The sequence below is a fragment of the Nocardioides sp. HB32 genome (genome assembly GCF_054058995.1).
Genome location: NZ_JBSSBS010000001.1, coordinates 2,404,888 through 2,427,593 on the forward strand (window position 1 = coordinate 2,404,888; position 22,706 = coordinate 2,427,593).

Here is a 22,706-nt window from a genome sequence, read left to right on the forward strand (position 1 = left end):
GCCGACTGATGGGCTGGAGCAACCCCGCCATCTCGTGGGGCGAGCTGGAGAAGCGCCTCTCCGGCCGGATGGTGACGCCGCAGGACCCCGAGGCGCCGATCTCGCAGCGCAAGCGGAAGAAGGTGAAGGTCGACATCGAGCGGCCCGCCGGGCCGGTCACGCCGTACGCCGAGCTGCACGCGCACTCGAGCTTCAGCTTCCTGGACGGCGCCAGCGGGCCCGACCACCTGGTGCTCGAGGCGCTCCGGCTCGGGCTGCACGCGCTGGCGATCACCGACCACGACGGGTTCTACGGGGCGCCGCTGTTCGCCGAGACCGTCCAGCTGCACTCCGGCCACGGGCAGGGCCTCGGGACGATCTACGGCGCCGAGCTCTCGCTCGGCCTCACCAAGCCGCAGAACGGCGTCGCCGACCCCGAGGGCAGCCACCTGCTGGTGCTCGCCCGCGGGGTCGAGGGCTACCACCGGCTGGCCGGCGCGATCACCGACGCGCAGCTGCGTGGGGACGAGAAGGGCAAGCCGGTCTACGACCTGCGCGAGCTGTCCGAGCGCGGCCGCGGGCACTGGCTGGTGCTCACCGGCTGCCGGAAGGGGATGGTGCGACAGGCCCTCGCCCGCAGCCCCCGGCACGCCGCCGAGGAGCTGGACCGGCTGACGTCGTTGTTCGGGCACGAGCACGTCGCGGTCGAGCTCATCGACCACGGGTTCCCCACGGACTCCGCGCACAACGACCTGCTCGCCCGGCTCGCCGCTGACCACGGGCTGCCGTACGTCGCCACCAACAACGTGCACTACGCGCGTCCCGAGCAGCACCGCATCGCGGACGCGATGGCCGCCGTACGCGCCCGGCGGAGCCTGGCCGAGATGGACGGCTGGCTGCCGGCGTCCGGGATGGCCAGCCTGCGGTCGGGGGAGGAGATGGCCCGGCGGTTCGCCCGCTACCCCGATGCCGTACGCCGGAGCGTGGTGCTCGCCGACGAGGTGGCGTTCGACCTGCAGAAGGCAAGCCCGCGGCTGCCGAAGTTCGTGCCCGACGGCTGGACGCCCTCGGGGTGGCTGCGCGAGCTGACCGAGCGCGGCTTCGCGATCCGGTACGCCCACGAGCCGCACGCACGGGAGGCCCGCGACCGGGTCGAGCACGAGCTGCGGGTGATCGCGGAGAAGGACTTCGACGGCTACTTCGTGATCGTCCACGACATCGTCGAGTTCGCGCGGGACAACGGGATCCTCTGCCAGGGCAGGGGATCCGCGGCCAGCTCGGCGGTCTGCTACGCGCTCGGCATCACCGCGATCGACCCGGTCTTCTACCGGCTGCCGTTCGAGCGGTTCATCTCCCAGCACCGCGAGGAGGAGCCCGACATCGACGTCGACTTCGACTCCGACAAGCGGGAGCAGGTCATCCAGTGGGTCTATCAGAAGTACGGCCGGCACAACGCCGCGCAGGTCGCGAACGTCGTCGGCTACCGGCCCAAGATGGCGGTCCGGGACGCCGCGAAGGCGCTCGGCCACTCGCCCGGGCAGCAGGACGCGTGGTCCAGGCAGATCACGTCCTGGACCGCGGTGGAGTCGCGCGAGGGCGGCGAGCACGACGTACCCGTGTCGGTGGTGGGGCTGGCGAACGGCTTCCTCGGGGCGCCGCGCCACCTCGGCATCCACTCCGGAGGGATGGTCCTCACCGAGCGGCCGATCGGCGAGGTGGTGCCGATCGAGCGGGCGCGGATGGAGAAGCGCACCGTCCTGCAGTGGGACAAGGACGCCTGCGAGTTCATGGGGCTGGTGAAGTTCGACCTGCTCGGGCTCGGGATGCTCAGCGCCCTCGACCACATGATGGTGATCGTCCGCGAGCACCTCGGTGAGGACTGGACGCTCGCGAGCATCCCGAAGGAGGAGCCGGCGGTCTACGACATGCTCTGCCGCGCGGACTCGGTCGGCGTCTTCCAGGTCGAGAGCCGCGCCCAGATCGGCACCCTGCCACGGCTCCAGCCGCGCGAGTTCTACGACCTGGCCATCGAGATCGCGCTGATCCGGCCCGGGCCGATCCAGGGTGGCGCGGTGCACCCCTACGTACGCCGGGCGACCGGCCGCGAGCCGGTCGAGTTCGCCCACCCGCTGCTGATCCCGGTGCTCGAGCGCACCCGCGGCGTACCCCTCTTCCAGGAGCAGCTGATGGACATGGCGCGGGTGCTCGGCGACTGCAACCGCGACGAGGCCGACCTGCTGCGCCGGGCGATGGGGTCCAAGCGCGGCATCGAGCGGATCGAGTCGGTCAAGGAGAAGCTGATGGCCGGCATGACGGCCAAGGGCATCGACGGCGCGAAGGCGGACGCGATCTACCTGCAGATCCTGTCGTTCGCGAACTTCGGCTTCGCCGAGAGCCACGCGCTGTCGTTCGCGAAGCTCGTCTACGCGAGCTCCTGGTGCAAGCTGCACTACCCGGGCGCGTTCCTCGCGGCGCTGCTGCGCGCGCAGCCGATGGGCTTCTACTCGCCGCAGTCGCTGGTGCACGACGCCCGGCGGCACGGCGTCGAAGTGCTGCGACCGGACCTGCTGCTGTCCCGGGCGACCGCCGACCTGGAGCTGGTCGGTGCACCGGGCCCGACCGGTCTCGACGCGTGCCTGCGCGACGGCGAGCGCACCGAGTGGGTGCCCGGCACGCCCGACCCGACGCCGGAGCACCGGCGGGACACGTCGTACGCCGTCCGCCTCGGGCTGGACTCGGTGCGCGGCATCAGCGCCGAGGCGGCGGCGCGGATCGTCGCCGCCCGCGAGGAGCGGCCGTTCGCCGACCAGGCCGACCTGTCCCGCCGGGCCGGGCTGGACGCGCGGCAGCTGGAGGCGCTGGCGACGTCCGGGGCGTTCGACGGCACCGGGCTCTCGCGCCGGCAGGCGCTCTGGAACGCCGGCTGGACCGAGAGCGAGGAGCACCTCGAGGGCATCCGGGTCGCCGGGCCGGCGCCGACGCTGCCGGACATGGACGACGTCGAGATCACCATGGCGGACATGTGGGCGACCGGCATCACGCCCGGGGGGCACCCGTTCGAGCACCTGCGGGAGCGGCTGCGCGCGGCGGGGATCAAGTCGGTGGCGGACGCGTTCGCCGGCGAGCCCAACCGCCGGGTGCACGTCGCCGGGCTGGTCACCCACCGGCAACGGCCGGGCACCGCCGGTGGCGTCACGTTCCTCAACCTCGAGGACGAGACCGGGATGCTCAACGTCGTCTGCACGGTCGGGGTCTGGCGGCGGTACCGCAACGTCGCCAACAGCGCCGCCGGCATGGTGATCCGCGGCATCCTCGAGCGCCAGGACGGCGTCACCAACCTGGTCGCCGACCGGCTGGATCCGATCGAAGCCGTGCACGACGAGGCCGGCCGCGCCCTCCAGGCCCGCCACCGCTCTCGCGACTTCCACTGAGCGCCCTCCCGGGTGATCGGGTCGTCCGCCTCTCGCACGGTGATACGCCACCCTCAGGCGGACGACTCGATCACCCCGAGCGCCTGCAGGTCCCGTGCGACGCGTGCTGGGTGCTCGCGCAGCTCGATCGCGGTGCAGCGGACCACGATCACCCCGGTCGCGACGAGCTGACGGTGCCGCTCGATGTCGGCGCTCCAGTGCTCCACTGCCATGTGGAACCCGCCGTCGACCTCGAGCACGACGACGCGCCCGTCGGGCAGCCGCCACTCCGCATCGGTGAAGCGCCATCGACCGGCAGAGTCCTTCCTCCGCGTCTGCCGGCGCGGCCGGGGCAGCCCGAAGGTGTCGCACGTCGTCAGGACGTCGCGCTCCGCGACCGACTGGGTGCCGGCCGCGAGCTCGCCGAGCAGCCGTCGGAACGGCTTGGCCCGCCGAAGCGGCCGCATCCGGGTGATCCATCCGTCGAGGCGGTACGGCGTCGTCAGTCCCTGCTGGACGCACGCAGCGAGGAGACCGTACGCGGACCGGGTCACGGGCTGGTACCCCGCCCAGAGCAGCGCCGCGGGCTCCACCCGCCAGGTGGAGAGCGGCTTCGACGAGGTCAGCAGCTGGGTCGGCCGGCGGGTCTCGACGAACCGCACACCTGCGAGGGGCTCCAGGTTGTGGGACTTCGGAACCAGCACGGTGATCTCGTCGCGGTGCCAGCTCTGGAGTCCGTGGCGCTCGAGCGCGGTCAGGCCGCCCAGAGCGCTCCGAGGACCTGCGTGCAGGACTCCGGCCCACATCAGCTGGGTCCTGCTGAGCTCTCCGGTCGTCGTCGCGAGCACCGTGCTGCTGATCTCCTGCCACCTCCCGGCGTCGAGCTGGGTGTCGACGTAGTGGTGGTTCAGGCCGAGCCGGCGCAGCTGGCGACGGGTGACCAGGCCAGCTTGAGCCGTGGCGGCGGGAAGCCACGGAGGAGGACGGTTCGCCATGCGGTGACGATGCCCCGTTCGCCGTACCCGGTGGGTTCGTCGTCCACAGGGGTCGGGTCGTCCGCCTGAGGGTGGTGCATAGAGGTGCGAGAGGCGGACGACCCGAAGCCGGAGGCGGTGGGGGAGGCTGGGAGACTGGGGTGCGTGCCTGCTGCCCTGCCGATCGGTGAGCCCGCGCCCGAGGACGGATCGCTGCCGGAGTCGGCGCTCGCGGGGATGGGCAGCCGGCCGTTCGGGTTCTACGTGCACGTGCCGTTCTGCCGGGTGCGCTGCGGCTACTGCGACTTCAACACCTACACGGCCGACGAGCTGGGGCCGGGCGCCAGCCGGGCGTCGTACGCCGAGACCGCGATCGCCGAGGTACGCCGGGCCCGGCGGGTGCTCGGCGACGCCGAGGTCCCGGTCCGGACCGTGTTCTTCGGCGGCGGTACGCCGACCCTGCTCAGCCCGGCCGACCTGGGCAGCATCCTGCAGGCGATCGACGGCGAGTTCGGCCTCACCCCCGACGCGGAGGTCACCACCGAGTCGAACCCCGACAGCGTCGACGCCGTCGACCTGCAGGCGCTGCGCGCCCGCGGCTTCACCCGCATCAGCTTCGGCATGCAGTCCGCGGTCCCGCACGTGCTCGAGGTCCTCGACCGCACCCACGACCCGCTGCGCGTGCCGCAGGTCGTCGAGTGGGCGCGGCAGGCCGGCTTCGAGCAGATCAGCCTCGACCTGATCTACGGCACGCCGGGTGAGTCCCTCACCGACTGGGAGACGACGGTCGAGTCGGCGCTCGCCAACCGGCCCGACCACGTGTCGGCGTACTCCCTCATCGTCGAGGAGGGGACCGCGCTGGCCCGGCGGGTGCGGCGCGGCGAGCTCGCGATGCCCGACGAGGACGACCTCGCCGACAAGTACGTGCTGGTCGACGAGCGGCTCACCAGCGCGGGCCTGGGGTGGTACGAGGTCTCCAACTGGGCGAAGGACGACGCGAGCCGGTGCCGTCACAACCTCCTGTACTGGACCGGCGGCGACTGGTGGGGCGTCGGCCCCGGCGCCCACAGCCACGTCGGCGGTGTGCGGTGGTGGAACGTCCGGCACCCGGCGGCGTACGCCGACCGCATCGCCGCCCGGCAGAGCCCGGCCCACGCCCGGGAGGTGCTCGACGAGGAGAGCCGCCGCGTGGAGCGCGTGCTGCTGGAGCTGCGGCTGCGCGACGGACTCGCGGTCGACGTCCTCGACGCTGCCGGCAGCGCGAACGTCCCCGACCTGGTCGCCCGGGGCCTGCTGACCCGGACCGGCGACCGCCTCGTGCCGACCAGGACCGGACGGCTGCTGGCCGACGCGATCGTCCGCGACCTCCTGCCGTAGCCCCCCGGACGGGCCTAGTCTGTCGGCCATGACTCAAGGTCCCGACCAGCCGCTTGACCCGAACGAGCCGTCCGACGGCCAGTCGGTCCCCCCGCCGTACGGCGAGCCGAGCCCGCCGCCCGCCGGCGATCCGGTGCCGCCGCCCAGCCAGCCGACGCCCCCGCCGTACCAGCAGCAGCCCTACCAGCAGCAGCCTCCGCCGCAGCCCGGCTACGCACCCGGCTACCCGCCCAACCCGGCCGCGCCGTACGGCGTGCACCCGATCACGGGCATCCCGTACTCCGACAAGACCAAGCTGGTCGCCGGCCTGCTGCAGATCCTGCTGCCCTTCGGCATCGGCCGGTTCTACCTCGGTGACACCAAGACCGGGGTGTGGCAGCTGGTGGTCACGCTGGTCACCTGCGGCATCGGCGGGCTGTGGCCGTTCATCGACGGCATCATCATCCTGGCCACGGACAACGTCACCGACGCGCAGGGACGACCACTGCGGATGAGCTGACCGTTCTGTCAGCGACCGAACAGAACGACGACCTCCGTCGGCTCCACCATGAGTGCGGCGCTCCCACCGGGGGAGCCGCCAGGAGCCACGGAGGTTCGTCATGTCAGGTCAGCGTGGATCGATCGTGCGGGTGCTGAAGAACCCCGCGCTGCGGCGGATCCAGCTCGCGTTCCTCGGCTCGACCCTGGGGGACTGGGCCTACGGGGTCGCCGTGACCGTGTGGGCCTACTCCGAGGGCGGCGCCGCGGCGGTCGGCGTCTACCTGGCGCTGCGGTTCGTGGTGGCCGCGGTCGCCGGGCCGCTCGGTGCGGCGCTGGCCGACAAGGTCGGCTCGCGCAAGCGCTACATGATGGCGAACGACGGCACCCGCGCCGTGCTCGTCGCGACCGCGGCGGTCGTCGTCGGGACGGACGGCCCTGCGGTGCTGGTCTTCGGGCTCGCGCTGCTGGCCGCCGGCGTCGGTGCGAGCTTCCGCGCGGCGCAGTCCGGTCTGGTCCCGAGGCTCGTCGACGACCCGGCCGAGCTGACCGCCACCAACGCCGTCACCTCCAACCTCGAGACGGTCGCGATGTTCAGCGGCCCGGCGATCGGCGCCCTGCTGCTCGCGGTGGTCGACGTGCAGGCGGTCTTCTGGCTCAACGCGCTCACCTTCGTCTGGTCGCTGTCGCTGGTCGCCGCCGTCCGCGTGCCGCCGGCTCCGGAGCCGGCACACGACGAGGACGACCAGCAGGACGGGTTCCTGCGCGAGATCACCGCGGGCTTCGCCCAGCTCGGCCGCGACCGCGACCTCCGCACCGTGTCGCTCCTGGCCGCCTCCCAGGGCGTCATCTGGGGCTCCCTCACGGTGTTCATGGTGATCATCGCGGTCGAGACCCTGGACGCCGGGGCGGCCGGGGTCGGCTACCTCAACACCGTCATGGGGCTCGGGACCGTCGCCGGGGGCCTGGCCGTGCTCGGCCTGGTCGGCCGGGGCCGCCTCGGCCGCGACATGGCGTACGGCGTGCTCGGCTGGGCCGTTCCGCTGCTGGTGATGGCGCTCTTCCCCAGCCCGGTCGTGGCAGTCGCGGCGCTCGCCGTGATCGGCCTCTCCGACCCGTGGGTCAACCTCGGGCTCGACACCATCCCGCAGCGGGTCGCCCCTGCGCGGATCGTCTCCCGCGTGTTCGCCGCCGTCGACAGCGCGCTGATCGCCGCGATGGCGCTCGGCGCCGCGACCGCCCCACTGCTCGTGCACCTGCTCGGCCTCCGGGGTGCGATGGCCGCCCTGGGCCTGCTCGTCGTGGTGATCGCGGTGGCGAGCCTGCCGCGGATGCGTCGCCTCGACGCCCGTCTCGCCGAGCCCGAGCACACCGCCCTGCTGCGCGGGATCGACGTCTTCGCGCCGCTGCCGCCCGCCGCGGTCGAGTCGCTGGCCGGCAAGCTCCAGCCCACGCCGTACGCCGCCGGTGCAACGGTGATGGCGACCGGGGACCACGCCGACGGCTTCTTCGTGATCCTGTCCGGCCGCGTCGAGGTGACCCGCGACGGCGCGCTGCTGCGCACCGAGGGCCCGGGGGAGTACGTCGGCGAGATCGGCCTGCTCCGCGACGTGCCGCGGACCGCGACCGTCACCGCGACCGAGGACACGGTGCTGCTCCGCCTCGACCGCACCGACTTCCTCACCGCGGTCACCGGGACCCCGGCGGCGACCAGGGCGGCGGACGCCGTCGTCGCCGACCGCCTGGCTGTCTGAGGGAAAGAGCGGCGACGGTGCGCGGGATGGGGCATCCTGTGGACGTGACGAGCTGCGGCAGCTGCGGCGCCTCGGGACAGCCGGCCGGGGCACGGTTCTGCTTCTCCTGCGGGGGGAGCCTGCAGGCCCCCGCCTGCCGCGCATGCCACGCGGAGGTCGTGCCGGGCGCCCGCTTCTGCAGCTCGTGCGGCACCGAGCAGGCCGCGGGCGGCCCGTCGCAGCCCGTCGCGTCGCGCCGGGTCACCAGCGTGCTGTTCGGCGACCTGGTCGGCTTCACCGCGCTGTCGGAGACCCGCGACCACGAGCAGGTGCGCGAGCTGCTGTCCCGGTACTTCGACGAGTGCCGCGCGATCGTCGCGCGGTACGGCGGGGTCCTCGAGAAGTTCATCGGCGACGCCGTGATGGCGGTCTGGGGAGTGCCGACCGCGCACGAGGACGACGCCGAGCGGGCGGTCCGCGCCGGGCTCGAGCTCACCAACACCATCGCCGCGATGGGCTCGGACGTCGGCATCCCCGACCTCGCCATGCGGGTCGGCATCGTCACCGGCGAGGTCGCCGTCACCATCGGCGCCGAGCAGCAGGGCATGGTCGCGGGCGACGCCGTGAACACCGCATCCCGCGTGCAGTCCGCCGCCGCGCCCGGCCAGGTCTGGGTCGACGAGACCACCCGGCTGCTCACGTCCTCGGCGATCACCTACGTCGACGTCGGCAGCCACCCCATGAAGGGCAAGGCGGACCCGGTCCCGCTCTGGGCGGTCCGGGCCGTCGTCGCCGCGGTCGGGGGCGCCCAGCGGGCCGACGGGCTCGAGGCACCGCTGGTCGGCCGGGACCGCGAGATGCGCCTGGTCAAGGAGCTCTTCCACCGGGTCGAGGAGAACCACGTTCCGGCCCTCCTCGTCATCGAGGGCGAGGCGGGGGTCGGCAAGTCGCGCCTCGCCTGGGAGTTCGAGAAGTACATCGACGGCCTCAGCGCCGACGTCCGCTGGCACACCGGCCGCTGCCTGTCGTACGGCGAGGGCGTGGCGTTCTACGCGCTCGCGGAGGCGATCCGCACCCGGCTCCAGATCCTCGACGAGGACGACGGCGGCGGGCTCGAGCGGCTGGTCCCGGACCCGGACGAGCGGGCCTGGCTGGAGCCGCGGATCGCCGCGCTGCTCGGCGTCGGCGCGGTCGGGTCCTTCCAGCGCGAGGACCTCTTCGCGGCGTGGACGACGTTCCTCGAGCGGGTCAGCGGTGGCGGGATCCCGGTGGCGCTGGTCATCGACGACGCGCAGTACGCCGACGACGGCCTGCTCCGCTTCGTCGAGCACCTGCTGGCCGCCGCGACGTTCCCCTGCTTCGTCGCGCTCCTCACCCGACCGGGCCTGCTCGAGGCGAACCCGGCCCTGGCGACCAACCGCCGCTCGACGGTCGTGCACCTGGAGCCGCTCGCCGAGCGGGAGATGGGCCACCTGCTCGACGGCCTGGTCGCCGGCCTCGACGACGGCGTCCGCGACGCGCTCGTGCGCCGCGCCGAGGGGATGCCGCTGTTCGCGGTCGAGACGGTGCGCTCCCTGATCGACCGGGACCTCGTCGTACCCCGCGGTGGCCAGTACGTCCTCGCCGGCGAGGGCCCGCTCGACCTCGACGCGGTCGGCGCGCCCGCGTCCCTGCAGGCGCTCATCGCCGCACGCCTCGACCAGCTCTCGCCCGAGCAGCGCCGGGTGCTCGACCGGGCCAGCATCGTCGGCCGGCCGTTCCCGCACGGCCTGATCGCCGCGCTCTGCCCGGAGGTCACCGACCTGGACCGGGTGCTCGGGTCGCTGGTGCGCCTCCAGCTGCTCCGCCAGGAGACCGGCCGGTTCAACAGCGACGCGGGGCTCTACCAGTTCGTCCAGGTCGCGGTCCGCCAGGTGGCGTACGGCACCCTGTCGCGCCGCGACCGCAAGGCCGGCCACCTCGCGGTCGTCGAGCTGCTCGACGACGAGAGCGCCGCGATCGCCGCGCAGCACCACCTCGAGGCGATCGACGCCGTCCCGGAGGACCCGGACGTCGCGGACCTGACCGAGCGCGCGATCGCCCTGCTCGGCAGCGCCGCCGCACGGGCCCGGGCGCTCGGCGCACCGGGCGAGGCGGCCGGCCACCTCCGCGTGGCGCTCGGCCGGACGACCGATCCTCGGGAGCGGGCCGTCCTGCAGCTCGAGCTCGCCCGGGCGCTCAGCGACACCGAGGACCAGGCGGCCGCGGTCGAGCACGCGGATGCGGCACGTGCGGCGTTCGACGCGATGGACGACGAGCTCAGCGCCGCCGACGCGGTCAGCGTGCTGGCGAGCGCGCTCGCGCGGGACCGGCTGGAGCTCGCGGAGTCCCTCGCGATGGCCCAGGAGCGGTTCGACGCCCTTCGTGACCGCGACGACGCCGTCGCGGTCCTCCTCCCGCTCGCGCAGACCATCACCCAGATCAAGCTGCGCACCCAGGCCCGCTTCGGTGAGCACGCGACCGACCACGTGCGGCTCGCCGAGCAGTACGGCGACGAGTCCCGGATCGCCGACGCCTACGTCGGCCTCGCCCTCCACCACATGATCACCGGCACCCGTGGTCTCGGCCGGGTGCTGTTCACCGCCGCCGCCGAGCTCGCCCGGCGCAACCACCAGCTGGTCACGCTGACGCGCAGCCTCATCAACCTCAACGTGTCCTGGGTCTCCGACGACGCCGCCCGGGCCCGGGCGTACGGGCTCGAGGCGGTCGAGGTGGGTCGCCAGGCCGGCGCGATCATCGCCGTCTCCAGTGCCTCCTCGAACCTCGCGCTCGCCAGCCTCCTGACCGGCGACTGGGACGAGGCGCTGGCCACCGCCGAGGACGCCGTCGCCGACCAGCCCCTGGCCGAGCTGGTCCGCGCCCGCGTCGCGCTCGCCCGCGGCACGGAGTGGCGGATCCCGCCCGAGCTGGCCGATCCGGCGTACGGCGGCGATGACCTGTCGCTGCGCTGCTTCGCCGAGCTGCTCCGGGCGCTGGACGCCCACCGCGCGGGTCGCCCGGCCGGGCGGCTCGCCCTCCAGGCCGTCGGGACGACGTACGCCGTCGCCGGGCTGTACGACGACTTCACGCTCATCTGGCTGGTGGCGACCGAGCTCGCGTGGGCCGACGGTGATCGCGAGGCGTTGGCCGGGATGCAGGCGATGGTGGACGCCCATCGGGGCGGCGCGATCCCGGTCGGCGTCCGCGCCCAGCGCGCCCGCATCGCCGGCCTGCTCGCGGCCGGCGCCGGTGACGACGAGGCCGCCGAGGCCCACCTGCGCGAGGCACTCGCGCACGCCCAGCAGTGGCACTCGGAGCCGACCGCGGCACTGTGCAGCGCGGACCTGGCGGCGGTGCTCCAGCGGGAGGGTCGTGCCGACGAGGCGGCGGAGCTGGCGGGCCAGGCGCAGGCGAGCTTCGAGCGGCTGGGAGCCGACCGCTGGGCGACCGACCAGGTCTCAGCCTGAGCGGTCCTCCAGCCAGCCGCGGTCCAGCACGACCACCCGGCCGCGACCGAGCTCCACCACGCCCTGCGCGACGAGCCTCTGCAGCACCTGGTTGACGCTGGGGCGGGTCCCGCCGACGAGCTCGGCGAGGTGCTCCTGGGTCAGCGGGACGACCACCGGCCCCGGCCGGCCGTCGCCGTACATCCCGGCGAGCTCGGCAAGCCTCCGGTGCACCCGCCGGTCGAGGCCGTCGTACATCGCCTCCAGCAGCCGCGCCGACAGTTCCTCGACCCGCCGGGCCATCAGGAACAGCAGCAGCTGGTTCGCAGCCGGGTGGCGCCGGCGCAGGTCGCGGAACTCGGCTGCCGACAGGGACAGGGTCTCCGCGTCCTCCAGCGCCACGATCGTCGCCGAGCGCACCGGGGGGCTGCCCTCGAGCAGCGACAGCTCGCCGAAGTAGTCGCCGGGCCCGAGCAGGTTGAGGGTCGCGTTCTCGCCGCCACTGGTGGACACCCGGACCGCGAGCCGCCCCGACGACACCAGGTGCAGGCTGTCCGACGGGTCGCCCTCGTGCACCAGCACGTCCCCGCGTCCGTAGCTGCGCCGGCGCGCCGCGGACAGCACGCGCCGGCGTTCGTCCTCGTCGAGCGAGGCGAGCAGCGACCACTCCACGGAAACAGTCAACCGCAGTGTCAGCGACCGAACAGAACGACCGGCCGGACCGGAGCAGAGTCGTCCTCACCAGACACCGCGAGACCAGACACCGCGATCCGACCGGGAGGAGTGAGGGACATGACGACCACGACGACCTGTGTGCAGCCGCGACGCGACCTCGACATCGAGCGCTGATCCAGCTCAGCTCGTGACGAAGTCGATGAGCTCCTCGACCCGGCCCAGCAGGGCCGGGTCGAGGTCGTGGTACGACGAGACCCTGCTCAGGATGTGCTTCCAGGCGCGGGCGGTGTCGGCCTGGTCGCGGTGCGGCCAGCCGAGCTGCTGGCAGACGCCCTTCTTCCACTCCACGTTCCGCGGCACGTCCGGCCACTTCTGCAGGCCGAGGCGCTCCGGCTTGACCGCGGCCCAGATGTCGATGAACGGATGGCCGACGATCAGCACGTGCTTGCCCACCGGCGACCGCGCGATGCCCTGCGCGATCCGGCTCTCCTTCGAGCCGGCGACCAGGTGGTCGACCAGGACGCCCACCCTGCGATCGGGTCCCGGCCGGAAGTCGCGGAGGTGGTCGGCCAGGTCGTCGACCCCGCCGAGGTACTCCACCACCACGCCCTCGACGCGCAGGTCGTCGCCCCACACCTTCTCGACCAGCTCGGCGTCGTGCCGGCCCTCGACGAAGATCCGGCTGGCCCGGGCGACCCGGGCCTTCGCGTCGTGGACGGCGACCGAGCCGGACGCCGTCCGCGTGGGCCGCGCGGGCGCTGCCGCGCGCACCGGAGCCGTGAGGATCACCGGCTTGCCCTCGAGCAGGAACCCCGGGCCGAGTGGGAACGTGCGCCGGCGGTTGCGCCGGTCCTCGAGCGTCAGGGTGTGCAGGTCGCGGTCGACCGCGACGATCTCACCGCAGAAGTCGGTGGTGACCTCCTCGACGACGGCGCCGATCCGGGCGGGCGCCTCGACGGCGCGGCCGCGCCTGGGCGCGCGCCAGTCGGTGGAGAGGACGTCGCTGGCGTACCGGTCCGGTGGAGTCATCCCACGACCGTAGATCTCGCCACCGACAGCGGCCCGGAGGCCACGCCGTCAGTCGTCCTCGTCACCCTCGCGGTCGCCGTCGTCGTCGGTGGAGCCCTCCGGCGTCTTGCCGCCCCGCACGTCCAGCTCCTCCGGCGACTTGGCGTCGTCGTCCAGCGGCTGGGCGAGCGGGTTGTCGTCGGTGGGCTGGAGGTCCTCGGGCAGGTCCTCGTCCTCGATCCCGACATGGTCGTTGGTCTCGCTCATGCGCGTGTCGTACCCGCTCAGCTGAACGGCAACCGCATCCGGCTGCTGCGTCCCGGCCCTCGCGGGCTCGGGCCGGGGCAGCCGTCCCCGGTGGTCGAGTAGCCGTCGCGAGGGACGAGCGGTGGCGTATCGAGACCCCGTCGGGCAGCTCAGTCTCGATACGCCGGTCGCGAGCTCGTTCCTCGCTCGCGCGGCTACTCGACCTGGCTGCTGCCTCCCAGCCCTCGCAGGCTCGAGCCGGGGCAGCCGTCCCCGGTGGTCGAGTGGCCGTCGCGAGGGACGAGCGGTGGCGTATCGAGACCCCGTCGGGCAGCTCGGTCTCGATACGCCGGTCGCGAGCTCGTTCCTCGCTCGCGCGGCTACTCGACCTGGCTGCTGATGTCGGCGCGAGCAAGCTCGCGCCGAGGCAGCTCAGTCTCGATACGCCGGTCGCGAGCTCGTTCCTCGCTCGCGCGGCTACTCGACCTGGCTGCTGCCTCCCAGCCCTCGCAGGCTCGAGCTGGGGCAGCTCAGATCAGCGGCAACCGCTTCTGGCTGCGCGGCAGCTGCTCGTAGCCGCGGCGGACGGCCTCGCCCAGTCGCTCCCGCGGCCACGGCCACTCACCGGTCTCGACCGCCTGGTCGAGCGGCACGCCGCGGCCGGCGAGGTCACGGATCGTCTCCGCGATGATCCCGATCTGGTTGCGCTGCTCCTCGACGAAGTCGCGGTCGACCGGCGCACCGTGGCCGGGCACGACCAGCGAGGCCGAGGTCGTCAGCGCCAGCACCACGTCGAGGCTGAGCGGCCAGTCCATCGGCCACGAGTCGTCGCCGAACGACGGGGTCGCGGACTCCTCGACCAGGTCCCCGGCGAGCAGCACGTCGACGTCCGGCACGCGCAGCACGAGGTCGCCGCCGGTGTGTCCCTTCCCGGGGTGCACGAGCTCGACCATCCGGTCGCCGAGGTCGAGCGCGAGCGCGCTGGAGAACGTCCGGTCAGGCAGGACCACGACGTCCGCGTCGCCCCACCGCGCCAGCTCCTCGGCCGCCGTCTCGTGGGCGATGATCGGCAGCTCGCCGTAGGCGGTCCGGAAGGTGCGGTTGCCGTAGGAGTGGTCGAAGTGCCAGTGGGTGTTGATGATCCCGGTCACCTCGCCGGCGCCGAGGCGGCGTACGTCGTCGACCACCTCGCGCGCGTGCGCGTCGGAGCCATGGGTGTCGACGACCAGGAGGCCGTCGGACCCTCCGACGAGGGTGACGTTGACGTCCCACTGCGGATAGCGCGCGACCCAGACGCGGTCGGCGACGTCGGTGAACGGCACCGGCCCACCCTAGGCCGTACAGCCCCCGCACAGCCGCCGGCGTCCTCCCTGCCGGCGTTCCGAGAGCCCGCCGGTCCGGCCGCCTTGTAGGCTTGGCACTCAGGACATTCGAGTGCCAGTCAACAGGCGGGAGGAGGCCGACCATGCAGGAGGAGCGCAGGCTCGCCGTCCTCCGGGCGATCGTCGAGGACTACGTCGCCACCGAGGAGCCGGTCGGCTCCAAGGCGCTGGTCGAGCGGCACGGCCTCGGCGTCTCGCCGGCCACGGTCCGCAACGACATGGCGGCGCTCGAGGACGAGGGCTACATCACCCAGCCGCACACCAGTGCCGGTCGGGTGCCGACCGACAAGGGCTACCGCCTCTTCGTCGACCGGCTCACCACGGTCAAGCCGATGAGCACCGCCGAGAAGCGCGCGATCGCCACCATCCTCGACGGCGCCGTCGACCTCGACGACGTCGTGAACCGCTCGGTGCGGCTGCTCTCGCAGCTGACCCGGCAGGTCGCGGTCGTGCAGTACCCGACGCTCTCCCGCTCCACGGTCCGCCACGTCGAGGTCATTGCGCTGGCGCCGTACCGCCTGCTGGTCGTGCTGATCCTCAGCACCGGCCGGGTCGAGCAGCGCCTGGTCGAGATCGCCGAGGAGCTGGCCGACGACGACCTCGCCGACCTACGCTCGCTGGTCAACCGGACCGCCGTCGGCGAGGTGATCGCCGAGGCCGTCACCGCGCTGCGCGCGCTGGTGCCCGCCGAGGACGCCGACCCCACCACGGCGGCGGTCGTGGAGACGCTCGTCGACGCGATGTCCGACCACCGGTCCGACGAGCGGGTCGCGGTCGGTGGTGCTGCCAACCTGGCGCGGTACGGCGACAACTTCGACTCCGCCGTCCGCCCGCTGCTCGAGGCGCTCGAGGAGCACGTGATCCTGCTCAAGCTGCTCGGCGAGGCCCACTCGGGCGAGCCGCTGACGGTGCGGATCGGCCACGAGGGCCCGTACCAGTCGCTCTCCTCGACCAGTGTGGTCGCGACCGGGTACGGCCCGGGTGACGAGGCGTTCGCGCGCCTCGGCATCGTCGGGCCCACCCGCATGGACTACCCGGGCTCGATGGCCGCCGTCCGCGCGGTCGCGCGCTACGTCTCGCGCATCCTCGACGAGGCCTGAGCCCACCACCCGAACCCACCCGGAACCAGAAGGAACAACAGTTGAGCCAGGACCTGTACGAGCTTCTCGGTGTCGATCGCGGCGCAGACGCCGACACCATCAAGAAGGCCTACCGGCGGCTGGCGCGGCAGTACCACCCCGACGTCAACCCGGAGCCGGAGGCCCAGGAGAGGTTCAAGGAGATCTCGGTCGCCTACGAGGTGCTCTCCGACCCGGGCAAGCGCGCGGCGTACGACCGCGGCGGCGACCCGTTCGGCGGGATGGGCGGCGGCTTCGGCCAGGGCGCCGGCTTCTCGTTCACCGACATCATGGACGCGTTCTTCGGTGGCGCCGGCGCCACCGGCGGCCGGGGTCCCCGGCCGCGGGAGCGGCGCGGTCAGGACGCGCTGATCCGGCTCGAGGTCGAGCTCGCGGAGGCGGCCTTCGGGATCACCCGCGAGATCAAGGTCGACACGGCGGTGCTGTGCAGCACCTGCCACGGCGAGGGCGCGGCACCGGGAAGCCACCCGATCCCGTGCGAGACCTGCCGCGGCGCCGGCGAGGTGGCGCACGTGCAGCGCTCGTTCCTCGGCGAGATCCGCACCCTCCGGCCGTGCGCCGCGTGCCGTGGCTACGGCTCGATCATCCCGGACCCCTGCCGCGAGTGCTCCGGTGACGGCCGGGTCCGCTCGCGCCGCACGCTGACCGTCAAGATCCCGGCCGGCGTCGACAACGGGACCCGCGTCCAGCTCACCGGCGAGGGCGAGGTCGGCCCCGGCGGCGGCCCGGCCGGCGACCTGTACGTCGAGATCCACATCGCCCCGCACCCGACGTTCACCCGGCACGGCAACGACCTGCACTGCACGGTCACGCTCCCGATGACCGCCGCGGCCCTCGGCACCACGCTGACGCTCCCCACGCTGGAGGCGGACGTCGTCGAGGGCGACGAGAGCGAGACCGGTCTCGAGCAGTCCTTCGACCTGGACATCCGCCCCGGCACCCAGTCCGGGGCCGAGCAGGTGCTCCGCGGACGTGGCGTCCCCGGACTGCGCGGCGGTCGCGGCGACCTGGTCGTCACGGTCGTCGTCGAGACCCCGACGAAGCTGGACCCGCGGCAGCAGGAGCTGCTCCGGCAGCTCGCGGCGCTCCGCGAGGAGGAGGCGCCGTCGGGCCAGGTGCGGCCCAGCCAGAAGTCGATGTTCGGCCGGATCCGCGACGCGTTCAACCAGCACTGACATGACGCTGCCCGTGCACCTCGTGCCGACGCTCGCCGGCGTCGGCCCGGGTGCGGAGGTCACCGTCGACGGCGACGAGGCGCACCACGCGGTCGCCGTACGCCGACTCCGGGTCGGTGAGCAGGTGGTCCTGACCGACGGGCGCGGCACGTCGGTCCGCGGCGTCGTCGCGTCGACCGGCAAGCGGGTGTTCACGGCCGTGGTCGAGGAGGTCGCGCGCCACGAGCCGCCCGCGCCCGAGGTGGTCGTGGTGCAGGCGATCCCGAAGGGCGACCGCGGCGAGCTCGCGGTCGAGGTGCTCACCGAGGTCGGCGTGGCTCGGATCGTGCCGTGGGCCGCGTCCCGGAGCGTGGCGGTGTGGAAGGGCGACCGCGCCGAGAAGTCGCTCGGCCGCTGGCGGTCGAGCGCACGCGAGGCCGCCAAGCAGGCGCGTCGCTCGTGGTTCCCCGACGTGTCGGAGATGGCGTCCACGGCTGACGTCGTCGCGCTGGTCTCGGAGGCCGACCTCGCCGTCGTGCTCCACGAGGACGCGACGGACCCGCTCGCCACCGTCGAGGTGCCGACCGGCCGGCTCGTGGTCGTCGTCGGCCCCGAGGGCGGGCTGACGGCCGACGAGGTCGCGGCGTTCGTCGGTGCCGGCGCGGTATCCGTGCGACTCGGCAGCGAGGTGCTGCGCACGTCGACCGCCGGCCTCGCCGCCGTCTCGGCCCTGCTGTCGCGCACCGCGCGCTGGAGCTGATCGCCACAGGTTCACCGCGACGGACGCTCACAGCGCCAGCAGCCCGTTCGCCCGCTCGACCTCCTCGTCGAGCTCCTCGCGCTCGGCCGCGCTGAGCCCGCGGAACAGCTGCACCCCGTCGACCCGCCCGTCGGCGATCCGCCAGAGGCCCGCCAGCCAGCCATCGACGAAGATCGTCATGCCGAGGCCGCCGTTCGGGCCCATCCACCGGCGTCGGTCCTCAGCCGTGGTGACCCGGTCCCGGCCGGCGTGGGAGAGCCAGACGTTGTCGTAGGTGCCGAGCAGGCGCACCGGCGCGGGGACGTCGGCGTCCTCGATGACGCCGTCGGACACGTCGTACAGCACCTTGCCGTCCCCGTCCTCGTGCCTGACGAGATCGTCCATCGCCGCGAGCACCGGACCGAGCCGGGTGACGCCGGACCACGTCGTCAGGTCGGCGGCCGACCCCGGGCCGAACGCACGCAGGTAGCGCCGCACGATCTCCGGCACGTCGGGCTCCCGCAGCGGCGCGCCCACCCAGTCCTCGAGCGGCTCGTAGACGACCCGGCCCGACCCGTTCCAGGTGCCGCGCGGCGGCGTCTGCACGAGGGCCCGCTGGAACTGGGGGACCGGGTCCGCGTGGTTGCGCTGCACCCTGTCCATCACCGGCTGCGTCCACGGCCGCAGCACCAGCGCGTCCTCGGCCGGGAGCAGGTGGATCGTGCCGCGCATGGTCAACAGCCGCACCAGCGTGCGCTGCTCGAGGGCCCGGGTGACGTCGTGCGGGTCGAAGGCCCTCAGCCGGGCGTGGAGGGAGAGGTACGGCGACAGCGTCTCCTGCGCTTGAAGTCCGACCAGGTGCGCGGTGACCGCGCGCGGGTCGAGGTCGACGCGGTCGAGCAGGTGCTGGCGCCGGAGCAGCGTCCGGTTCAGCAGCCGCCGGTCCAGCCTCACTGCACGGTGAACGTCTTGGAGTCGACCGTCGGGCCGTCGCCCTCGCCGTCCGAGGGGTCGTCGGTCATCGCGACGAACGTGTAGTCGCCGGGCCCGAGGTCGGACACGTCCACGTCCGCCTCCCAGGGGTAGAGCTTGTCCATCCAGCCCTCGGCGGTCGCCGCGCCCTTCTCGACCACGTCACCGGAGGCATCCCGGACCTCCCACGGGGTGTTGGCCTCGAACGAGCTCGAGACCCCGCTGGCGGTGAACGTCCCACTGACCGTCGCGCCCGACTCGGGAGCCGTGATGTTGACGAGCGCGAGCGTCCTGATCGGGTCGGCGGCGGTGAAGCCGTCCTCCGACGCGATGCCGAAGACCTGGGTCTCGTGGCCCTCCGAGTCGTAGAAGTGGATCGGCAGCCGGGCCTGCATGGCGCCCTGGGCGGTGTAGACGAGCTGCTGGATCGCTAGGAGGGCGTCGGACTCGCTCATCCCTGCCGGCCGCCGGGTCCACGAGTCGTCGGGCAGCGTGAACGCGTTGGCGTCGCCGATCTCGTCCGGGACCTCGAACGTGCCGGCGGGCAGGAGGGTGCGGTAGTCGGGGTCGAGGGCGTCGCCGGACGCGGCCAGGTCGAGCGCCGCGTAGGTGCCGGTCCCCTCGACCTTGCGGAACTCGCGGTACAGCCGCGGTCCATGGGGCGTGTCACCGACGAAGTAGACCGGCACCGTCGTCTGGCCGTCGGCCGGCTGCGCGGACACACCCGATCCCTTCGGCGACTCGCTCCCCTGACCGTCGTGGTGCTTCGTCGAGCCGCTCGCCGGGCGCTGGTCGGCGCCGGTGTCGTCGCTGCCGCACCCCGCGAGCGCGAGGGCGGGTACGGCGAGCAGGGCGACGATCCGGGCGTGGCTGGGCATGGCGTCAATCCTCCCGGTGGAACGCCGTCAACGGACGATGATCGTGCGCGTGTCGGAGTCCGGTCCGCCGCCCTCGCCGCCCGACGGGTCGTCCGTCGTGGCCACGAACGTGTAGTAGCCGAACGGCAGGTCGCTCACGTCGATGTGCGCCTCCCACGGGTACATCCGCCCCGTCCCGGCCGCGGTCGCGAAGCCGTGCGCCACGACCACGTCGTTGTCGTCGAGGATCTCCCACGGGACGTTCGCCTCGAAGGAGTTGGCCGCGCCGCGCGCCGTGAAGTGCTCGTGCACCTCCAGCCCCTCGGTGGGGTCGTTGATCATCACCTGGCTGAGCGCGTCGACGTCGGCCGTCACCGGAGCACCGTCGTCGAACCGCACCGGCACGCGCTCCCCGACTGCCGCCTGCAGCGTCAGCACGACCTGCTGGGTGGACAGGCTGTCCGGGTCGACCTCTGCCGAGCCGACCTCGACCTGGATCACGCCCTGCGCCTGCCGGGCGGACGCGAAGGAGCCGTGCGCCCACGGGGTCCGGTAGTCCGGGTCGTCCGCGGGTGCCTGGATCCGGTCGAGCGCTGCCTGCAGCGGATCGCCCGCCGGCACCTCGTCGTACTCCCGGAACAGCCGTGGTCCCCGCGGGGTGTGGCCGATGAAGTAGACCGGGACGACCTGGTCCTCGCCGGTCGGCATCACCATCGAGCCGTGGTCCTTCGGGGAGGACGGGTCGAGGACCGCGAACGCCGCCACCGTCGCCGCGGTGGCGAGGACCACGCCTCCCGCGGCGTAGAGCCACGGCCGCGCGGCGCGGGTGGGGGCGTTCGCCGTCCGTGCCCGGATCGCGTCGATGCGGTCGGCCGGCTCGATCTCGTCGACGGCGCCGTGGAGCAGGTCGCCCAGGTCGGGCAGGGGAGTGTTCACAGGTCCTCCTGGAGCAGCGCGCGCAGGGCGGCGGAGCCGCGGGAGGCGTGGCTCTTCACCGCCCCGCGGCTGATGCCGAGCGTGTCGGCGATGTCGGCCTCGGACAGGTCGAGGAAGTAGCGCAGCGCCAGCACCTCGCGCTGCCGGTCCGACAGGGCGCGCATCGCGTCGAGCACCGCCTCGCGCTGGTCGGACGCCGGCGTCGGGTCCTGGGTGTCGGCGAGGCGGACCGTCGCCGCGTGCCGGGCGACGACGGCACGGTGCCGCAGCGCCGAGCGCGAGCGGTTCACGACCGCCTGGCGCAGGTAGGCGAGCGCGCGCTCCGGGTCGCGGAGCCGCGACCACCGGGCGTGCACGGCGACGAACGCATCCTGCACGACCTCCTCGGCCGTGCCGACGTCGCGGACGAGCAGCACCGAGAGCCGGACCAGCTGGCGCCAGTGCGCGGCGTACAGCTGCTCCAGCGCCTCGTCGGCCGTCCAGGCGGCACGCTCGGTCATCAGACTCACGCTAGTGGCACGCGTGGGGCCGCCATCGGGTTTACTTGGCGGCGGAGGAGGATTCGTGGAGGACTGCATCTTCTGCAGGATCGTGGCGGGGGAGATCCCGGCTGACGTCGTGCACACCACCGAGCGGACGGTCGCGTTCCGCGACCAGAACCCGCAGGCACCCCTGCACGTCCTGGTGATCCCCAAGGAGCACCACGCGAACGCCGCCGACCTGGCCACCGCAGACCCCGCCGCCTCAGCGGAGCTGGTGCGCACCGCGGCCGCGGTCGCGACCGCCGAGGGGTACGACGACCACCGCCTGGTGTTCAACACCGGCGCGGAGGCCGGCCAGACCGTGTTCCACACCCACCTGCACCTGCTGGCCGGCCGCCCGATGACCTGGCCCCCGGGATGAGCCGCCGGCTCGCGCTCGGACTGGCTCTCGTGCTCGCGCTGGCCCTGACCGGGTGCGTCCGCGAGGGCGACGACCGGCGCAGTGGCTCGCCGACGAGCCTGCTCAACACCCAGCCACCCGAGGTGGTCGCCAGCCAGCTCGCCGCGACCGAGCCCGGCCAGCACCTGCCGCTGCGCGCGGGCGAGAGGCGGATGACGCTCACCATGCCGTCGGCGTACACACCGTCGGCCCCGACCGGCACCGGCACCGACGACTACCGCTGCTTCCTCCTCGACCCGCACCTGAAGAAGGACGTCTGGCTGACCGGCAGCAACGTGCTGCCCGGCAACCCCGCGGTCGTGCACCACGTGATCCTGTTCCGGGTGCCGCCCGAGAAGGTCGCCGAGGCCGAGGCGAAGGACGCCGAGAGTCCCGACGACCAGGGCTGGACCTGCTTCGGCGGGACCGGGCTCGCCGGCGACTTCTCGAACATCGACGACGCCTCCTGGCTGGCCGCCTGGGCGCCGGGCGGGGACGAGACCAAGGTCCAGGACGGGTACGGCGTCCGCCTCGACGCCGGCTCGCGGATCGTGATGCAGGTGCACTACAACCTGCTCAAGGGCAGCGCTCCCGACGTCTCCAGCACCGAGCTGCGATGGATGAACGGCAAGCGCGACCTGACGCCGCTGCACACCTACCTGATGCCGGCGCCGGTCGAGATGCCGTGCCGGCCCGACCACGACGACGGCCCGCTCTGCGATCGCGACGCCGCCGTCGCCGACGTGATGTCGCGCTTCGGGTCCGCCGGCAACACCAACAGCCTGCTGCACCTGCTGTGCGGCACCGAGGCGAAGCCGTCGAACACCACCTCGTGCACACGGACGGTCGGCAGGGGCATGACGGTCATCGGCGTCGCCGGGCACATGCACCTGCTCGGGAGGTCGATCAGGGTCGAGGTCGACCCGGACACCCCGGATGCCAGGACGATCCTCGACATCCCCGTCTGGGACTTCGACAACCAGGGCACCAAGCCGATCCAGCCGGTCCACCTCGACCCGTTCGACACGGTGCGGGTCACCTGCCACCACGTGCAGTGGCTGCGCGACGTGCTGCCGGCGTTCCAGGGGATCCCGGACAAGTACGTGATCTGGGGCGAGGGCACCACCGACGAGATGTGCCTCGGCATGCTCCAGGTCGCCTTCGACGACGAGAGCTGACCTGTCGGTCGAATGAAGGGTCCTGACCCCCGTCGGTCGAGTAGCGAGCGCCGGCGACGCGACCTCTTCGTCGGTCGCGGGCACC

The 22,706-nt window shown here is 73.2% G+C and carries 19 protein-coding genes; 10 read left to right on the forward strand and 9 right to left on the reverse strand.

Annotated features, from left to right (window positions below; translation table 11 throughout):
• The first annotated feature begins 8 nt into the window (after positions 1–8).
• A complete protein-coding gene (locus ACVW2K_RS12185) occupies positions 9–3,410 on the forward strand; it encodes an error-prone DNA polymerase (protein ID WP_457202692.1) in 3,402 nt (1,133 codons plus the stop codon).
• Between the two features lie 53 nt (positions 3,411–3,463).
• On the opposite strand, the gene ACVW2K_RS12190 is transcribed toward ACVW2K_RS12185, so the two are convergent.
• Entirely contained in the window at positions 3,464–4,384 is a 921-nt protein-coding gene (locus tag ACVW2K_RS12190; RefSeq protein ID WP_457202693.1) for a hypothetical protein, read from the reverse strand.
• Between the two features lie 144 nt (positions 4,385–4,528).
• On the opposite strand from ACVW2K_RS12190, the gene hemW reads away from it, so the two are divergent.
• The 4 genes from hemW to ACVW2K_RS12210 all read left to right on the forward strand — a co-directional run bounded on the left by hemW (position 4,529) and on the right by ACVW2K_RS12210 (position 11,435).
• A complete protein-coding gene (hemW, locus tag ACVW2K_RS12195) occupies positions 4,529–5,740 on the forward strand; it encodes a radical SAM family heme chaperone HemW (RefSeq protein ID WP_457202694.1) in 1,212 nt (403 codons plus the stop codon).
• A gap of 28 nt (positions 5,741–5,768) precedes the next feature.
• A complete protein-coding gene (locus ACVW2K_RS12200) occupies positions 5,769–6,239 on the forward strand; it encodes a TM2 domain-containing protein (RefSeq protein ID WP_457202695.1) in 471 nt (156 codons plus the stop codon).
• Between the two features lie 100 nt (positions 6,240–6,339).
• On the forward strand, positions 6,340–7,971 hold the full coding sequence (locus ACVW2K_RS12205; RefSeq protein ID WP_457202696.1) for an MFS transporter: 1,632 nt from the start codon (positions 6,340–6,342) through the stop codon (positions 7,969–7,971).
• Positions 7,972–7,997: 26 nt separating this feature from the next.
• Positions 7,998–11,435 (forward strand): adenylate/guanylate cyclase domain-containing protein, encoded by a 3,438-nt coding sequence (locus ACVW2K_RS12210; RefSeq protein WP_457202697.1) that lies wholly within the window; start codon positions 7,998–8,000, stop codon positions 11,433–11,435.
• Here the strand turns inward: ACVW2K_RS12210 and ACVW2K_RS12215 are convergent.
• The 4 genes from ACVW2K_RS12215 to ACVW2K_RS12230 all read right to left on the reverse strand — a co-directional run bounded on the left by ACVW2K_RS12215 (position 11,427) and on the right by ACVW2K_RS12230 (position 14,665).
• Entirely contained in the window at positions 11,427–12,086 is a 660-nt protein-coding gene (locus ACVW2K_RS12215) for a Crp/Fnr family transcriptional regulator (protein WP_457202698.1), read from the reverse strand. The genes ACVW2K_RS12210 and ACVW2K_RS12215 overlap by 9 nt on opposite strands.
• A gap of 183 nt (positions 12,087–12,269) precedes the next feature.
• Complete coding sequence (locus ACVW2K_RS12220) at positions 12,270–13,118, reverse strand: DUF3097 domain-containing protein (protein WP_028637645.1); 849 nt, start codon at positions 13,116–13,118, stop codon at positions 12,270–12,272.
• Between the two features lie 48 nt (positions 13,119–13,166).
• Complete coding sequence (locus tag ACVW2K_RS12225) at positions 13,167–13,364, reverse strand: hypothetical protein (protein ID WP_028637646.1); 198 nt, start codon at positions 13,362–13,364, stop codon at positions 13,167–13,169.
• A 509-nt stretch (positions 13,365–13,873) separates the two neighbouring features.
• The gene (locus ACVW2K_RS12230) at positions 13,874–14,665 is read right to left on the reverse strand and encodes an MBL fold metallo-hydrolase (protein ID WP_028637647.1); all 792 of its coding nucleotides are present in this window, start codon (positions 14,663–14,665) and stop codon (positions 13,874–13,876) included.
• Positions 14,666–14,808: 143 nt separating this feature from the next.
• Here ACVW2K_RS12230 and hrcA point away from each other — a divergent pair, with 143 nt between their 5' ends.
• From hrcA to ACVW2K_RS12245, 3 genes are read left to right on the forward strand one after another with little or no spacing between them, the layout of a single operon-like run.
• Positions 14,809–15,825 (forward strand): heat-inducible transcriptional repressor HrcA, encoded by a 1,017-nt coding sequence (gene hrcA, locus ACVW2K_RS12235; protein ID WP_457202699.1) that lies wholly within the window; start codon positions 14,809–14,811, stop codon positions 15,823–15,825.
• 41 nt (positions 15,826–15,866) lie between these two features.
• Positions 15,867–17,039, forward strand: coding sequence for a molecular chaperone DnaJ (dnaJ, locus tag ACVW2K_RS12240; protein WP_457202700.1), 1,173 nt, complete (start codon positions 15,867–15,869; stop codon positions 17,037–17,039).
• 1 nt (position 17,040) lies between these two features.
• Positions 17,041–17,778 (forward strand): 16S rRNA (uracil(1498)-N(3))-methyltransferase, encoded by a 738-nt coding sequence (locus tag ACVW2K_RS12245; RefSeq protein ID WP_457202701.1) that lies wholly within the window; start codon positions 17,041–17,043, stop codon positions 17,776–17,778.
• A 27-nt stretch (positions 17,779–17,805) separates the two neighbouring features.
• Here the strand turns inward: ACVW2K_RS12245 and ACVW2K_RS12250 are convergent, their stop codons facing one another.
• From ACVW2K_RS12250 to ACVW2K_RS12265, 4 genes are read right to left on the reverse strand one after another with little or no spacing between them, the layout of a single operon-like run.
• The gene (locus tag ACVW2K_RS12250; protein ID WP_457202702.1) at positions 17,806–18,711 is read right to left on the reverse strand and encodes a winged helix DNA-binding domain-containing protein; all 906 of its coding nucleotides are present in this window, start codon (positions 18,709–18,711) and stop codon (positions 17,806–17,808) included.
• Entirely contained in the window at positions 18,708–19,607 is a 900-nt protein-coding gene (locus tag ACVW2K_RS12255; protein WP_457202703.1) for a Gmad2 immunoglobulin-like domain-containing protein, read from the reverse strand. Before ACVW2K_RS12255 ends, ACVW2K_RS12250 begins: the two co-directional genes overlap by 4 nt.
• Positions 19,608–19,634: 27 nt before the next feature.
• A complete protein-coding gene (locus tag ACVW2K_RS12260) occupies positions 19,635–20,522 on the reverse strand; it encodes a Gmad2 immunoglobulin-like domain-containing protein (RefSeq protein WP_028637653.1) in 888 nt (295 codons plus the stop codon).
• Positions 20,519–21,022 carry a SigE family RNA polymerase sigma factor gene (locus ACVW2K_RS12265; RefSeq protein WP_028637654.1) on the reverse strand — a complete coding sequence of 168 codons (504 nt, stop codon included), beginning with the start codon at positions 21,020–21,022 and terminating at the stop codon, positions 20,519–20,521. Before ACVW2K_RS12265 ends, ACVW2K_RS12260 begins: the two co-directional genes overlap by 4 nt.
• Before the next feature lie 64 nt (positions 21,023–21,086).
• On the opposite strand from ACVW2K_RS12265, the gene ACVW2K_RS12270 reads away from it, so the two are divergent.
• Both ACVW2K_RS12270 and ACVW2K_RS12275 read left to right on the forward strand, forming a co-directional pair.
• A complete protein-coding gene (locus ACVW2K_RS12270; RefSeq protein WP_457202704.1) occupies positions 21,087–21,425 on the forward strand; it encodes an HIT domain-containing protein in 339 nt (112 codons plus the stop codon).
• Positions 21,422–22,621, forward strand: a complete 1,200-nt coding sequence (locus ACVW2K_RS12275; RefSeq protein ID WP_457202705.1) for a hypothetical protein — start codon at positions 21,422–21,424, stop codon at positions 22,619–22,621. Before ACVW2K_RS12270 ends, ACVW2K_RS12275 begins: the two co-directional genes overlap by 4 nt.
• Positions 22,622–22,706 lie beyond the last annotated feature (85 nt).